Consider the following 15,559-nt stretch of genomic DNA (forward strand, 5'->3'; position numbering starts at 1 on the left):
CCCCTCTTTCATTCACCGCACCCTCCCGCATCCAGATGCAGGCGGTATTGCGGATTAATAATGCACCGACTGGGAATCGATCGGCGTCGTCTTCGGCGGAGCGAACTTCGTCAGATCGATGCCCTCGACGGCGGAACGATACTCCTCGATGCTCGGCGTACGGCCGAGAATGGCGGACAGCACCACGACCGGGGTCGAGGCCAGAAGCGATTCACCCTTCTTTTCGGCACTGTCTTCAACGACACGGCCCTGGAAGAGACGCGTCGAGGTTGCCAGAACCGTGTCACCCTTCGCTGCCTTTTCCTGGTTGCCCATGCACAGGTTACAGCCCGGGCGTTCCAGATAGAGGATGTTTGCGTATTCGGTCCGGTTCGTTGTCTTCGGGTTGATGTCATCGAATTCGAAGCCGGAATATTTCTGGAGGATTTCCCAATCCCCTTCCGCCTTCAGCTCGTCGATGATGTTATAGGTCGGCGCGGCAACGACGAGCGGCGCCTTGAATTCGACCTTGCCTTCGGTCTTTTCGATGTTGCGCAGCATCTGCGCGACGATCTTCACGTCGCCCTTATGCACCATGCACGAGCCGACGAAGCCGAGATCGACCTTCTTGGTAGCGCCATAATAGGAAACCGGACGGATCGTATCGTGCGTGTAGCGTCTCGAAACGTCGTTGTTGTTGACGTCGGGGTCGGCGATCATCGGTTCGTTGATGACATCAAGATCGACGACGACTTCAGCGAAATATTTCGCGTTCGAGTCAGGCTTCAATGCTGGAACTTCACCGGAACGGATTTCCGCAATGCGCTGATCCGCCTTCGCAATCAGGCCTTTAAGCGTCTGTGCGGCATTGTCCATGCCCTTGTCGATCATGATCTGGATGCGCGACTTGGCGATCTCCAGCGACTCGATCAGCGTTTCGTCTTCGGAAATGCAGATCGACGCCTTGGCCTTCATCTCGGCCGTCCAGTCGGTGAAGGTGAAAGCCTGGTCGGCAAGCAGTGTTCCGAGATGGACTTCGATGATACGGCCCTGGAACACGTTGTCCCCGTGCTGCTGCAGCATCTGCGCCTGCGTCGCGTGCACCACGTCGCGGAAGTCCATGTAGGGCTGCATCGTTCCCTTGAAGGTGACCTTGACCGATTGCGGGATCGGCATGGTCGCCTCGCCCGTGGCGAGCGCCAAAGCGACGGTGCCGGAGTCCGCACCGAAGGCGACGCCCTTGGACATGCGGGTGTGGCTGTCGCCGCCGATGATGATTGCCCGGTCATCAACGGTGATGTCGTTCAGCACCTTGTGGATCACGTCCGTCATTGAGTGATAGACGCCCTTCGGATCACGGCCGGTGATGACGCCGAAATTGTGCATGAAGGCCATGAGCTTCGGCGTGTTGGCCTGAGCCTTCTTGTCCCAGACGGACGCCGTGTGGCAGCCGGACTGATAGGCGCCGTCCACCAGCGGCGAAATGACAGTGGCCGCCATCGCTTCCAGCTCCTGCGCGGTCATCAGGCCGGTCGTATCCTGCGAACCGACGATGTTGACCTTGACGCGAACGTCGGAGCCGGCGTGCAGCACCTTGCCAGGCGTCACACCAACGGCGTTGCGGTTGAAGATCTTCTCGACGGCAGTAAGGCCCTGGCCTTCGATTGAAATTTCCTTGTTCGGTGCAAAGACAGGGGTCGCCTCGACGCCAAGCGTTTCAGCGGCAAAAGTCTGGAGCTTCTTGCCGAAGACGATGGCATAGGAGCTCCCAGCCTTCATGAATTCCATCTTCTGCGGCGTGAAGGACGAAGCGAGATCGACCAGCTCGGTGCCGTTTTCGTCCCGCAGCTTGCGATCCTTGGCGTCGATCTTGAGGACCGTGCCGGTCTCGACCGAATATTTCTGCTCAAGGATGGGGTTGCCGTCATTGTTGAGGATCGGCTTGCCGTCTTCGCCGAGCTTCTTCACCCAGTTCTTCAGATTGATGCCAATGCCACCCGTCACGTCGACGGTGGTGGCGAAAATCGGCGAAATGCCGTTGGTGCCCGCAACGATGGGGGCATAGTTGACGAAGGGCACGTAGGGGCTGGCCTGCTTGCCGGTCCACAGCGCAACGTTATTGACGCCCGACATGCGCGAGGAGCCAACGCCCATCGTGCCCTTTTCGGCGATCATCATCACCCGCTTGTCGGGGTGCTGCTTCTGCAACGCGACGATTTGCGCCTGCGCTTCCGGCGAGATCATACACTGGCCGTGCAGCTGGCGGTCGGAGCGCGAATGCGCCTGATTGCCCGGCGACAGGAGGTCGGTCGAAATATCGCCTTCGGCGGCGATGAAGGTGACGACCTTGATCTCGTCCTCGACATCGGGAAGCTTGGTGAAGAACTCGGCCCTGGCGTAGCTTTCAAGCACGTCCCGGGCAATCGCGTTGCCGGCCTTGTAGGCATCCCGCAGGCGGAACATGTCGGCATCGTAAAGGAAGACCTGGGTCTTCAGCACTTCACCCGCCTTGGTGGCGATTGCGGCATCGTTGCCGAGCGCGATGTCGAGCAGCACCTTGATCGACGGGCCGCCCTTCATGTGCGACAGCAGTTCCAGCGCGAAGGTCGGGGTGATCTCGGGGACGATGACGTTGCCGAGGATGATCTGCTTCAGAAACGCAGCCTTCACACCGGCGGCGCTCGTGGTTCCCGGCAATGTGTTATAAATGAAAAACTTCAGGGCATCGGCGCGGTGTTCGCTGCCTGCATCCCTGATCAGTTCGATGATTTCGGCGGTCAACGCACCGTCATCGATCGGCTTGGGCGCAAGTCCCTGTGGTTCTCTGCTTTTGATTTCAGCCAAGTAATCCAAGTAAAGGTTCATCGCAATCCCAACGTCATGATGTCTATGGAGCCGAACACAGCGCCACCAAACGGTAGTGCTGGTCGCCCCCGGGTTTCTGTCGGTTTCGACTACGCCAACCGGGGGCCGCTGACAAGATGTCGCATGCCTGTAAGCGCGGGGATGCGCGATATTTCGCCCATCCCATATCTTCGCCGCCAGGCCGCGCCGGCACTCCCCGCCTTATCGTCCCTGCGACGGCTTGCCGAGGCCGAGCAGATGATAAAAGGCGATGGCGCCGATTGTCGCCGTGCCGATGCCATCAAGCGTGAATCCGCCCACATTCAGCTTGAAATTTCCTGCCCCCAGAACAAGGGCGATACCCACCGTGATGAGGTTGCGTGGCTCGGAAAAGTCGACCTTGTTTTCCACCCAAATGCGCCCGGCGGTTGCCGCGATGAGGCCGAAGACGACGACGGACAGGCCGCCGATAACCGGCCCGGGTATCGTCTGTATCAGCGCGCCAAACTTCGGCGAAAAGCCGAGGAGGATGGCCACCAAAGCCGCGACAATGAAAACGAGCGTCGAGAAGATGCGGGTTATCGCCATGACGCCCATGTTCTCTGCATAGGTGGTCATGCCGGTTCCGCCAAAGGCGCCGGAGAAGATGGTCGCGATGCCGTCGCCGATAAAGGCCCGACCGAGGTAGGGATCGAGGTTCCTGCCGGTCATCGCGCCGATAGCCTTGATGTGCCCGAGATTTTCCGCCACGAGGATGACGACGACCGGAGCTATCAGTGCGATTGCCGATGCGGAAAAGACCGGCGTGGTGAAGGTTGGCAATCCGAACCAGGCTGCGGCGGCGACGCCTGAAAAATCAACCGGTTTGCCGAGGCCGAGACCGTTCGCCACCACGAGATAAGCGAGATAGGCGATCGCGCCGCCGATGAGGATCGGCAAGCGCCGCGCCATTCCGGGCGCATAGACGGCAATCGCACCGACCGAGGTGACCGTCAGAATGGCAATCCATCGCGACAGCTGGTCGCCATCGGGATTGCCAGGGCCGGAGCCGGAGGCGCTGGCTATCGCGATGGGCGCGAGCACGAGGCCGATGGCAGCGACGATGGCCCCCGTCAGGACCGGCGGCATCAGCCGCTCGATCCAGTTATGACCGGCAATCATGACGATCACGCCAATCAGTGCATAAAGCACGCCCGCAGCGATGATGCCGCCGAGCGCAAGCGCGATATTCGGGCTTGCCGCGCCCGCCGCCGCCCCGGTCGCCACCAGAACGGGGCCGATGAAGGCGAAGGATGAACCAAGATAGCTCGGCACGCGACCGCCAACGGCGATGAAGAAGATCAGCGTGGAAATACCGGAAAACAGGATCGATACATTCGGATCGAAGCCCATGATCAGCGGCGCGAGAACCGTGGAGCCGAACATGGCCACGACGTGCTGCAACCCGAGCACCGCGGTCTGCCCGGCGGGCAATCGCTCATCCGGCATGATGCGCCCTTCGGTTTTCAATCGCCAGCGAGGAAAATAACCACCCCTGTCGCTCATCGTCGTCCCCCACGAACCGCCCGGCGCGAGACTGACGGTTTTTCCGTCGCAGATCGCAGCCGCGCAAAAAGAGTTGCCTTTTGATGATAAGCGCGGTCGGCCGAGATCGAATCGGTGGCCGGCGTATCTTTTCTCCGGTAGCGCGATTGGTTCTCGCTGTCATCCGGGCGGCGGGATCGAAATGCGTTTGGCGCCGGCGGGAGTGCGCCCCGCGCCGGCACGGCAAGGAAGCATCGAGCGGATATCAGTCCGCCTTGTCGACAGCCGTCAAAATCTCAACGGCCGCCGTGACACGATCCTCATTGGGATAGTTTTTGTTGGCCAGTATGACGATGCCGAGTTTCCGTTGAGGGATGAAGGCGACATAGGCGCCAAAACCATTGGTGGAACCCGTCTTGTTGACGAAGACATCCTGTCCGGGCTTCAGGGGCGGCGCGATTTCCTGCACCGGAACGGTTTTGAGAAGAGCGCCGGAATTGGACTGGACAAGCGTCTTCAAGGCGACAGGCCGGGCATATTGCTCCCAGACGAGATCCTGCGTCATGGCGCCGACCGCGAAATAACCGGTATGGGTGCTTGCGATCGCCTGCCGGATCTTGCCGTCCAGCTTTTCAAGCCCCAGATTCGCGTTGACGAAGCGGATCATGTCTGTCGCCGTCGATCTGACGCCATAGGCTTCCGAAGAGAGAATGCCCGGCGTCAGGCGGGCCGGCTCGTCGTTTCGCGTGTAGCCCTGTGCATAATTGGCCAACTTCGCCTGGGGAACGACCGTGAACGTGTCCTTCAGGCCGAGCGCGGGAAAGAGCGTGTCCTGCATGGCGGCGTCGTAGCCCTGCCCCATCGCCTTTGCCGTGATGTAGCCGAGCATGCCGATGCTGGGATTGGCGTAGGTCCTGTGCGTTCCGGCACCGTAAGAAGGCTTCCAGCTCTTGAGATAAGCCAGCAGCTGCGTTTCCGTTTTGACATTGTCAGGCACCTGTAGCGGAAAGCCGCCTGCGGTGTGGGTGCCGAGATGCGTCAATGTAACGTCACCGAAAGCGGTGCCCTTCATGCCCGGAAGATAATCCCTGACCCTGCCGGACAGCGACAAATGCCCGTTCGCCTCGGCGTAGATCGCAAGGGTAGCCGTGAATGTCTTGCTGATGGAGCCGAGTTCGAACAGCGTTTCAGCCGTCACCGGCTGGCCGGTGCTTTTTGACATCACGCCGTAAGTGAAGATGTAACTCTCTCCATCGACGCTGATGCCGACCGCAAGCCCGGGTATGCCGTTCTTTTCCATGATGGGCTTGATCGCCGCATCCGTTATCGCCTTCAGCCTCGCCTCGTCGGCGGCCAGAGCCGGCGTGAGGAGGATCGCCGAAAGCATGGCCGTCCATACGATATGTCTGCGGTGAAAATTCATCTGTCGCGTCTCCAAAACCTCAGGTGGATATCAGGCGTTTCCCCAGCCAGCGCGAAAGACGTTTAGCCGCCCTACATTGCACGAACAAATCATGATATCTCGGAGGAGACACAAGAAAATCTAGGTCTCGAATGGTCCGTCAATTTCTTCCCCTGAACGGTTTGCGCGCGTTCGAAGCTTCCGCGCGGCATCTGAGCTTTACCCGCGCGGCGATCGAACTATGCGTGACGCAGGCCGCTGTGAGCCAGCAGGTCAAGGGACTGGAAAAGCGGCTGGGCGTCGCGCTTTTTCAACGTCTCCCGCGCGGCCTGAAGATAACTGCGGAAGGCGAAGCCCTGCTGCCGACGGTGACCAGTTCCTTCGACCAGATGGCAACGACGCTTGACCGCATCGAGGCCGGGCAGGTGCGCGAACTGCTGTTTCTCGGCGTTGTCGGCACCTTCGCGGTCGGCTGGCTGCTGCCGCGCCTGCAGGCGTTTCAGAAGCGCCACCCCTTTATTGACGTCAGGGTTTCCACCAACAACAACCGGGTGGATATGGCGGCAGAGGGGCTGGATTTCGCCATCCGTTTCGGTCAGGGCTCGTGGCACGGCACGGATGCGTTTCGTCTCTTTGACGCGCCGCTTTCGCCGCTGTGCACGCCGAAACTGGCGGAAACGCTGAAAGCGCCGGCCGACCTGATGGAAGCGACATTGTTGCGCAGTTACCGCGCCGATGAATGGAGCAGCTGGTTTGCGGCGGCGGGCGTCACGCCGGCCGCACAGGTCAATGCCGGCATTGTCTTCGACACGTCGCTCGGGATGATGGAGGCCGCCCTGCAAGGGCTCGGTGTCGCGCTGGCGCCGCCGTCGATGTTTTCACGGCATCTGGCTTCCGGAGCGGTCGTCCAACCTTTTCCCGTCACCATATCGCTCGGTAGCTATTGGTTGACCCGGCTGCAATCGAAACCGCCGACCCCAGCCATGCAGGTCTTTTCCGACTGGCTGTTCGACAGCATCGGCACTGCCTGAAGCCTTTACACGAGGGCGAGCGCCACGCCGCCGGCCGCGCAAAGAAGAACGACGACCCATGGCGGCGCTTTCCAGACCGTCAGCAGGATGAAACCCGCAAGCGCCAGTGCAAAATCCCTGGGGGTGAAGACGGCGCTGGTCCAGACGGGATCATAAAGCGCCGCGCCCAATATGCCGACCACCGCGGCATTGGCGCCGCGCATGGCCGCCTGCGCCAGAGGATGCCGGCGAAAGCCCTCCCAGAAAGGAAGTGCGCCGACGAGAAGCAACATGCCGGGCAGGAAGATGGCAACGAGAGCGATGGCTGCGCCCGCCACGCCGTTCGGCTGAGGGCCCGCCACCGCGCCGAGATAAGCAGCAAAAGTAAAGAGCGGACCGGGCACGGCCTGCGTTGCGCCATAGCCGGCAATGAAGGCATCCCTGGTGACCCAGCCCGAGGCGACGACTTCGGATTGCAGCAGAGGCAACACCACGTGGCCGCCGCCGAAGACCAGCGCGCCGGCCCGATAGAAGGCGTCAAACAAGGAGAGCCCCTGCCAGGCCGCGCCCGCCGCGAAAACCGGCAGCAGAACGAGAAGAAGGGCGAAAGCCGCAAGCGAAACATATCCCACGCGTTTCGACACGCGGAAGGCAAGATGGCTGGTCGACCCCGCCGAGGCGGCGCGGCAGAAGACCAGCCCGGCGAGCGCTCCGGCGCAAAGCGCCAGGATTTGCCCGAAAGCGCCGGCGATGAACACGACACAGACGATGGCGGCCATCGCGATGGTCGCGCGCTCACGATCCGGTGAGAGGCTTTTTGCCATTCCCCATACCGCCTGGGCGACCACGGCAACAGCGACGATCTTCAATCCATGCAGCAGTCCGGTGCCGACGGGGCCTTCGATGGATGCGGCGACCATTGCGAACGCGACGAGAAGAATGGCAGATGGCAGCGTAAACGCCGTCCAGGCGGCCAGCGCCCCGAGCGGCCCCGCCCTCAGCAGCCCGAGCGCAAAGCCCACCTGGCTGGAAGCGGGACCGGGCAGAAACTGGCAGAGCGCCACGAGGTCCGCGTAACCGGCTTCATCGACCCATTTGCGCCGGACGACCAGCTCATCGCGAAAATAACCGAGATGAGCGATGGGGCCGCCAAAGGACGTGACCCCGAGCTTCAAAAAGGCCGCGAAAACTTCGCCGGGCGTTCCGATTTTGTGACGCGCGGTGTCGTTCGAAATCGTGGGTGTCGAGGAATTCAACGATAGCTCCCTAAGCGTATGGCGGCTGCGCATACACATCGTCCGCACTGAAACGCCGAGGGTATCAGACACTATTACGACAGGGATATGAAGGGCCTTGCGAAATCAGCACCGTGTGAACCGGACCGGGAAACGTCTCAGCCGCCCTCCGGCATCCCGCCGCTCCTGCCCGGCTGAAACATGTCCAGCAATCCGCGATAGGGCTTGGGGACCGGCGTGGCATAAGCGCCGCGCTTGGCGGTGGAGAGCCCCATGGATACCAGTGCTTCCGCCTGTTTGACGGCTGCTGCGACGCCGTCGATGACAGGGACGCCGAATTCGGCGCGGAGTTCCGCCGTCAGGTCGGCCATGCCGGCGCAGCCGAGCACGATCGCCTCGGCACGATCCTGCCTCAGCGCCAGCGAAATTTGCTCCCGCAGCCTTTCGCGTGCATTCGAACCCGCCTCTTCCAGCGATAGCACCGGAATGTCGGCGGCGCGGACATTGCAGCGGGAAGACATGCCATAGCGCTGGACGAGATGTTCGAGCGGCAGCCGGGACCGTTCCATCGTCGTGACGATGGTGAATTTCTGCGCGATGAAGGCTGTGGCGGAAACCGCCGCCTCACAGATGCCGATGACGGGAATATCTGCAAGAGCCCGGGCCGCATCAAGCCCGGTATCATCGAAACAGGCGATGATCGCCGCGTCGACGCGCAGCGCCGGAGCCTTGGCAAGCTCCAGCAGAAGGCCAGGCACCGCGAATACCTCGTCGTAATAACCTTCGATGGAGACAGGCCCCATGGAAGAGGTGACGGCGAGGATTTCCGTATCGCGGCCCGCCACCCGTGTCGCGGCGTCGGCGATGGTCGCGGTCATGGACTGCGTGGTATTGGGATTGATGACGAGAATGCGCATCTTGGGTTTCTTCATCCGCGCGAATGGCGTCGATTGAGGGTGACGATCAGGCCGAGCGTGGCCGCAATCACCAGGAAGGAAAACAGGGTGGTAACGGCGCCTAGCGCATAAAGCACAGGGGTCGTGACATTGGTGGTCATGCCGTAGATTTCCAGCGGCAACGTGTTGTAGGTGCCAGACGTCATCAGCGTGCGGGCGAACTCGTCGTAGGAAAGCGTGAACCCGAAGAGGCCAACACCGATCAGGCTCGGCGCGATCATCGGCAGCACCACATGGGCGAAGGTCTGCCATGAGGACGCACCGAGATCGCGCGCCGCTTCCTCATAGGACGGCGAAAACCGGTTGAAGACGGCGAGCATGATGAGAACGTCGAAGGGCAATGTCCAGGTCAGATGCGCGCCAAAAGCTGATGTATACCATGAAGGTTCTAGCCCAAGCTGCTGAAACAAAACACCAATGCCAAGGGATATGATGATGGAAGGCACCACCAGGCTGGCGACCGACAGATAAAACAGCGGCGTCGCGCCGATGAATTTGCGACGGAAGGCAAGGCCTGCCAGCAGCGAGACGAGCACGGTTACGACCATGACCATCAGGCCGAGAGCGAAGGAACGGCGGAACGATCCGCCGAAATCGCCGACTGCCTGCTGTTCGAAGAGATTGCCGAACCAGTGCAGCGAGACGCCGTTCAGCGGGAACGTCAGGCCTCCGTTCGGCCCCTGGAAGGCGAGGATGAGGATGGCCGACAACGGGCCGTAAAGAAACAGCACGAAGAGGGCGAAAAAGAAAGCGAGGATATAGAATTCGCGGCCGCGTTTTTCCCGGTGCATAATCAAAGCTCCTTGCGGATATCGACGATGCGCAGGATGCCCGCGACCATCAGGAGAACGAGGACGAGCAGGATGACGGCATTGGCGGCAGCGGCCGGATATTGCAGCAGCGACATCTGGTTCTTCATCATCAGCGCCACCGAGGCGCTCTGGCCGCCCGACATGACCTGAACCGTGGAAAAATCGGCCATGACCAGCGTGACAACGAAGATGCTACCGATCGCCATGCCGGGTTTTGCGAGCGGGATGATGACATTGGTGAGCGTCTGCCAGCCGGTCGCACCAGCGTCGCGCGCCGCCTCGATCAAGGATTTGTCGATGCGCATCAGCGTGTTGAAGATCGGCGTGACCATGAACAGCGTATAAAGATGCACCATGGCCAGCACCACGGCGAAATCGGAATAGAGCAGCCATTCGATCGGCTCGGGGATGATGCCGGTGCCGACCAGCGCGCTGTTGACGAGACCGTTTCGCCCCAGAACGGGTATCCACGAAATCATGCGGATGATGTTGGACGTCAGGAAGGGCACGGTGCAGATAAGGAACAGCACCATCTGCATGGTGGTGGTGCGGATGTGAAAGGCGAGGAAATAAGCCACCCAGAAACCGCAGAACAGCGTGATGGCCCAGACCATCGCTGCATATTTCAGCGTATTTAGATAGGTCTGCCAGGTGACCCACGATCCCAGTGTCTCGCTGTAATTGAAGGTTACGAAATCAGGATACATCTGGGCGAAATCGTAATCCCAGAAGCTGACGACGGCGATCATCAGGATCGGCAGAGCCAGGAAAAAGCCGAGGATCAGGAAAAGCGGGGCAGCCTGCACATAGGAAACGAGTTTTTGCGGCAGCGCGAAGCTGCGGGGCGGTCTGTCCTTCTTGTCGCTGACGCCGATGAGTCTGACCGTCACCATGGGGAGCCTTTCTGTGGATTTGCAGAAGTGCCGGCGGCATTGCCGCCAGCGGGCACGTTGGAAGGTCCGCCACACCCTCGACGTCATCCTCGGCTTGACCCGAGGATGACGTCGAGAGGTGGGTGCCTGTCGCAATTGACCGGCGGCACTTGCCGCCGGTCGTCCTGAAAGCATCACGCCGCGATGAATTCGTTCCATCGGCGGACCATGTAGCGGTCTTCGTCCATGACCGAGTTCCAGCACGCCACCTTGCCCATGCGCTCCTCGAAGGAACCGCCATCGCGCACGGCACCGGCCTTTTCCATGACCTTGCCGTCTGGCGCGATGATATCGCCCTGAGCCGCCTTGCCCTCGACCCAGTAACCCCACTCGTCGGCGGTCATGTGCTCCTTCGCCGTTTCCATGGCGGCGGAGTAATAACCCTGACGGTTGAGGTAGGCGCCGACCCAGCCCGAAGTGTACCAGTTGATATATTCATAGGCTGCATCGAGCTTCGCACCGGACAGATGCTTGGCGAGACCGAGACCGCCGCCCCAGGAGCGATAGCCTTCCTTCAGCGGCTGGTATTTACAGGCGATGCCCTTCGAGCGGACCGCGGCAACGGCCGGTGACCACATGGACTGGATGATGACTTCGCCCGAGGCCATGAGGTTGACGCTTTCGTCGAAGCTCTTCCAGAAGGCGCGGAACTGGCCGTCTTTCTTGGCCTTGATGAGGAAATCGATGGTCTTGTCGATTTCCGCCTTGGTCATGTTGCCCTTGTCGGCATATTTGATGTTGCCCATGGCTTCCATGATCATCGCCGCGTCCATGATGCCGATGGACGGGATGTTGAGGATGGAGGTCTTGCCCTTGAACTTGGGGTCCATGATATCGGCCCAGCTGGTGATATCGCGGCCGACGAGATCGGGGCGGATGCCGAGCGTATCGGCATTGTAGATGGTCGGAACCATGGTGAAATAATCGGTCTCACCCTTGGCAAATGTCTTGTCGCCGGGCTTCTCGACGTAACCGACCGTGTGCGGCGCAGTGCCCTGCGCGACCACGCTGTCAGGCTTCAGCTTGCCGTTTTTGAACAGCGGCACGATCTTGTCGTAATATTTGAGCTTCTTGATTTCCATCGGCTGGATGACGCCGGCCGGATAGACCTTCTTCAGGATCCAGTATTCGATATCGGCGATATCGTAGGAGTTCGGCTGGGTGACGGCGCGCTGGGCAGCGGCGTCGGAATCCGTCGCCGTCATCTCAAGAGTGATCCCGAGGTCCGCCTTGCACTTTTCGGCAATGGCGTTGAGGTTGGAGACGCCGGTCCCGAACTGGCGGATGGTGATGGGGTTCTGCGCCCAGATGGTCGGGAAGCCGGTGATGAGGCCGGAGCCGATCGCCGCACCCGTGGCAGCCGCGCCCGCTTTCAGGAGGCCGCGGCGGGACAGGCCCTTCTTGCTGCTGGTGGTATCGGTCATTGCAAAGTTCTCCTCTGGTTATTTTTGGGGTCACTTCTCTACCCGGCCGAGCACGATGGCATCGGCCGCATTCCATGAAAGCGGTATGGCGTCGCCGGTCCTGACCGGGTTTTCGAAAAAGGCGGCGTCGCTGAGGATGACGTTGAAATCCTCCATGCCGGCGCCGGTCACGGCGATCTTCACGGTGGCGCCGCGATACTCGACATTGGAGACGATGCCCGTGAAACCGAGACCGGGTTGATCGGTCTCACCCACACGCACCCGATCGGTGCGAACGGCGATATCGACCGCCCCGTCATCCGGCGCCGCGCCTGTCGCGGTAAATGTGCCGCCGCCTGCGACTTCAAGCGTTACCAGCTCGCCGGACCTTTCCCTGAATCGTCCGGAAATGACATTGTGGTCGCCCATGAAACGGGCGACGAAAGCGGTCGCCGGTCGCTCGAAAACCTCACGCGGGGTCGCCGCCTGCTCGATCCGGCCGTCATTCATGACGACGATGATATCGGCCAGTGCCATCGCCTCTTCCTGACTGTGGGTGACGTGGACGAAAGTGATGCCGAGTGAAGTCTGCAGCTTCTTCAGCTCTGCGCGCATGCGGATCTTGAGGAAGGGATCGAGCGCCGAAAGCGGCTCGTCCAGCAACAGCGCCTCGGGATCGGTAATGAGCGCGCGCGCCAGCGCCACGCGCTGCTGCTGCCCGCCGGAAAGCTGGGCCGGGCGGCGGCCGGCATAAGGCTCGAGCTGCATCAGGCGCAGCATGTCCAGCGCCTTTGTGCGCCGGGTCTCCCTGTCCACACCCTTCATCTTGAGGCTGAAGGCGACATTGTCGACGAGATCGAGATGCGGAAACAGCGCATAGGACTGGAACATCATCGCCGTGCCGCGCCGGGCGGGCGGCAGATCGGTCACGACGGTGTTGCCAAGCCTGACATCGCCGCTGGAAATGCTCTCGTGACCAGCGATCATCCTGAGCGTCGAGGTCTTGCCGCAGCCCGACGGGCCGAGCAGGCAGCAGTAGCTCCCGGCCGGTATCTTCAGGCTTATCGCATGCACGGCGGTGGTGTTGCCGTAAATCTTGGATACGGAAGCGATGTCAATTGCGGCGGCTTTGCTCATAAACACTCTCCTGCGACACTTCTATCCATGCAGGAGGCGTGCCAATCGGCTTTCTCATTGATGCAAAAGGATAATTTAAAAGAGGAGAAACACAGGGTGAGAAGAGTGCCCAAATTTACAGCGATTGTTTTCGATGCGATGGAAAAATTGTATGCAATCTTGGCGACTAATTGATTACGCGCCGCTGGTTCACATGGCGCATGAACCCGCAAGTCGCAGCGCGAAGCCTGCGGCGCACGGACCACTGCGCACGCCGCTCTGCAGGCGTGCGCAGCCATGGAATGTTAGAGCACACCGAGGAACTGCCTGAGTTCCGGTGTGCGGGGGTTAGCGAAAACTTCTTCCGGCGGGCCGATCTCGTGTACCCGTCCCTGATGCATGAAGACGACGCGCGAGCAGACGTCACGGGCGAACTTCATTTCATGCGTCACCATCAAAAGTGTCATGCCCTCCCTGGCAAGCTCACGCACGACAGCGAGCACCTCCGACACCAGTTCCGGGTCAAGCGCGGACGTGATTTCATCACACAGAAGCGCGATGGGCTGCATGGCAAGCGCGCGGGCGATGGCCACGCGCTGCTGCTGACCGCCGGAGAGCTGGTCCGGATAAGCGTCGAACTTGTGCGCCAGACCGACACGCTCCAGCATCCTGCGCGCCATCGCCTCCGCCTCGGGCGCCGCCAGCTTCTTCACAACCATCTGCGACAGCATCACATTGCCGCCGGCAGTCAGATGCGGAAAGAGATTGAACTGCTGGAAAATCATGCCCACCTTTAATCTGAGGGCCTTCAGATGCAGCTCGTCATCAAGCAGCTGGGCGCCCGCCACCTGAATGGAGCCGCTGCTGATCGTCTCAAGACCGTTGATACAGCGCAGCAGCGTCGATTTTCCCGAACCGCTTTTCCCGATGATCGCGATCACCTCTCCGGGCTCGACATCCAGGTTGATGCCCTTCAGCACTTCGTTGTCGCCAAAGCTCTTGTGGACTTCAGTGATTTCGATGAGCGACATTGAGCTTCCTTTCGAGAAACTGGCTGGATTTCGACAGCGGCCAGCAGAGGGCGAAATAGATGAGCGCCACCAGCCCGTATACCGTGAAAGGCTGGAAGGTCGCGTTGGTGACGATCGTGCCGGCCTTGGACAGTTCAACGAAACCGATAATGGAGGTGAGCGCGGTGCCCTTGATGACCTGGACGGAAAAACCGACTGTCGGTGGAATGGCGATCTTCATCGCCTGGGGCAGGATGACGTAACGCATCTGCTGAAGGCGGCCCATGGCAAGGCTTGCCGAGGCTTCCCATTGCCCCTTTGCGATCGACTCTACACAGCCGCGCCAGATTTCCGCCAGAAACGCAGCAGTCCACAGGATGAGCGCCACGCCTGCGGCAAGCCAGGCTGGAACATCGATTCCGAAGAGGCCGAGGCCGAAAAAGGCGATGAAAAGCTGCATCAGGAGCGGCGTACCCTGAAAGACTTCGATGTAGATGCGGGCAAGACGGCTCAAGGCCGGACGCGGACTGATGCGCAGCCACAGAAGCGCGAGGCCGACCAGGCCTCCGCCAGCGAAGGAAACCAGCGACAGCAGCAGCGTCCAGCGCGTGGCAAGCAACAGGTTGCGCAGAATATCCCAGAAGGTGAATTCCATCATCGCGCCAGCCTCCGCGGAAAAAGGAAGCCGCCCAGCGCCAGCATGCCCTGCCGCAGCAGGATCGCGAGCAGCAGGTAGATCACCGTCGAAACAATATAGGCCTCGAAGGCGCGGAAGGTGCGCGACTGGATGAAGTTGGCCGCAAACGTCAGGTCTTCCACCGCGATCTGCGAGACAACCGCCGACCCGAGCATGACGATGACAACCTGCGACGTGAGCGCTGGCCAGATGCGCTGCAGCGATGGCCGGAGCACCACGTGGCGGAAGGTTTCGAAGCGAGTCATCGCAAGGCTCGCCCCCGCCTCGAACTGGCCTTTCGGTGTTGCCTGGATGCCGGCGCGAATGATCTCGCAGCTATAGGCGCCGAGATTGACGATCATCGCCAGATTGGCGGCGGTCAGCTCCGAAAGCTTGAAACCAAGCGACGGCAGGCCGAAAAAGATAAAAAACAGCTGGATGAGGAAAGGCGTATTGCGGATGAGTTCGACGTAACCGCCGACGATGGGCCTTAGCCAGGAGGGGCCAAGCGCACGGGCCCAGGCGCAGGCGGTGCCGAGCGACACGCCGATAACGCCGCCCACCAGCGTCAGCTGGCTGGTGATGGCAATACCCTTGGCAATCTGCGGCCAATATTCGCCGAGCCACAGGAAATCAAATTGATAGCTCAAGAAAAGTCCC

General features: G+C 60.7%; 13 protein-coding genes. 1 reads left to right on the forward strand and 12 read right to left on the reverse strand.

What is annotated here, in order from left to right; all coding sequences use genetic code 11:
• Window positions 1–54: 54 nt before the first annotated feature.
• The 3 genes from EYD00_RS14090 to ampC form a co-directional block, all read right to left on the reverse strand.
• A complete protein-coding gene (locus EYD00_RS14090) occupies window positions 55–2,844 on the reverse strand; it encodes a bifunctional aconitate hydratase 2/2-methylisocitrate dehydratase (protein ID WP_034496536.1) in 2,790 nt (929 codons plus the stop codon).
• 201 nt (window positions 2,845–3,045) lie between these two features.
• Window positions 3,046–4,368: a solute carrier family 23 protein gene (locus EYD00_RS14095; protein ID WP_034496538.1), complete on the reverse strand. Its 1,323-nt coding sequence runs from the start codon at window positions 4,366–4,368 to the stop codon at window positions 3,046–3,048.
• A 244-nt stretch (window positions 4,369–4,612) separates the two neighbouring features.
• On the reverse strand, window positions 4,613–5,770 hold the full coding sequence (gene ampC / locus EYD00_RS14100) for a class C beta-lactamase (RefSeq protein ID WP_034496541.1): 1,158 nt from the start codon (window positions 5,768–5,770) through the stop codon (window positions 4,613–4,615).
• Between the two features lie 131 nt (window positions 5,771–5,901).
• Between ampC and EYD00_RS14105 the strand changes: the two genes are divergently transcribed.
• On the forward strand, window positions 5,902–6,780 hold the full coding sequence (locus EYD00_RS14105) for a LysR family transcriptional regulator (protein ID WP_006700572.1): 879 nt from the start codon (window positions 5,902–5,904) through the stop codon (window positions 6,778–6,780).
• A 5-nt stretch (window positions 6,781–6,785) separates the two neighbouring features.
• Here EYD00_RS14105 and chrA read toward each other — a convergent pair whose 3' ends face one another.
• The 9 genes from chrA to EYD00_RS14150 all read right to left on the reverse strand — a co-directional run bounded on the left by chrA (window position 6,786) and on the right by EYD00_RS14150 (window position 15,549).
• Window positions 6,786–8,015, reverse strand: coding sequence for a chromate efflux transporter (gene chrA, locus EYD00_RS14110; RefSeq protein ID WP_034496544.1), 1,230 nt, complete (start codon window positions 8,013–8,015; stop codon window positions 6,786–6,788).
• A 137-nt stretch (window positions 8,016–8,152) separates the two neighbouring features.
• Window positions 8,153–8,911, reverse strand: coding sequence for an aspartate/glutamate racemase family protein (locus EYD00_RS14115; protein WP_034496547.1), 759 nt, complete (start codon window positions 8,909–8,911; stop codon window positions 8,153–8,155).
• 11 nt (window positions 8,912–8,922) lie between these two features.
• Window positions 8,923–9,741 carry an ABC transporter permease gene (locus EYD00_RS14120; protein ID WP_034496550.1) on the reverse strand — a complete coding sequence of 273 codons (819 nt, stop codon included), beginning with the start codon at window positions 9,739–9,741 and terminating at the stop codon, window positions 8,923–8,925.
• A gap of 2 nt (window positions 9,742–9,743) precedes the next feature.
• Complete coding sequence (locus tag EYD00_RS14125) at window positions 9,744–10,655, reverse strand: ABC transporter permease (RefSeq protein ID WP_034496552.1); 912 nt, start codon at window positions 10,653–10,655, stop codon at window positions 9,744–9,746.
• Window positions 10,656–10,828: 173 nt separating this feature from the next.
• Window positions 10,829–12,118 (reverse strand): ABC transporter substrate-binding protein, encoded by a 1,290-nt coding sequence (locus EYD00_RS14130; RefSeq protein WP_004444880.1) that lies wholly within the window; start codon window positions 12,116–12,118, stop codon window positions 10,829–10,831.
• Between the two features lie 30 nt (window positions 12,119–12,148).
• Entirely contained in the window at window positions 12,149–13,234 is a 1,086-nt protein-coding gene (locus EYD00_RS14135; protein WP_004444882.1) for an ABC transporter ATP-binding protein, read from the reverse strand.
• Window positions 13,235–13,518: 284 nt separating this feature from the next.
• Window positions 13,519–14,244, reverse strand: a complete 726-nt coding sequence (locus tag EYD00_RS14140) for an amino acid ABC transporter ATP-binding protein (RefSeq protein ID WP_006700492.1) — start codon at window positions 14,242–14,244, stop codon at window positions 13,519–13,521.
• Window positions 14,222–14,881: an amino acid ABC transporter permease gene (locus EYD00_RS14145; RefSeq protein ID WP_022562609.1), complete on the reverse strand. Its 660-nt coding sequence runs from the start codon at window positions 14,879–14,881 to the stop codon at window positions 14,222–14,224. Before EYD00_RS14145 ends, EYD00_RS14140 begins: the two co-directional genes overlap by 23 nt.
• Window positions 14,878–15,549, reverse strand: coding sequence for an amino acid ABC transporter permease (locus EYD00_RS14150; protein WP_034496560.1), 672 nt, complete (start codon window positions 15,547–15,549; stop codon window positions 14,878–14,880). The genes EYD00_RS14145 and EYD00_RS14150 overlap by 4 nt, the downstream gene beginning before the upstream one ends.
• Window positions 15,550–15,559: the final 10 nt, after the last annotated feature.

Source organism: Agrobacterium sp. 33MFTa1.1, assembly GCF_004328495.1.
Classification (GTDB): Bacteria; Pseudomonadota; Alphaproteobacteria; order Rhizobiales; family Rhizobiaceae; genus Agrobacterium; species Agrobacterium pusense.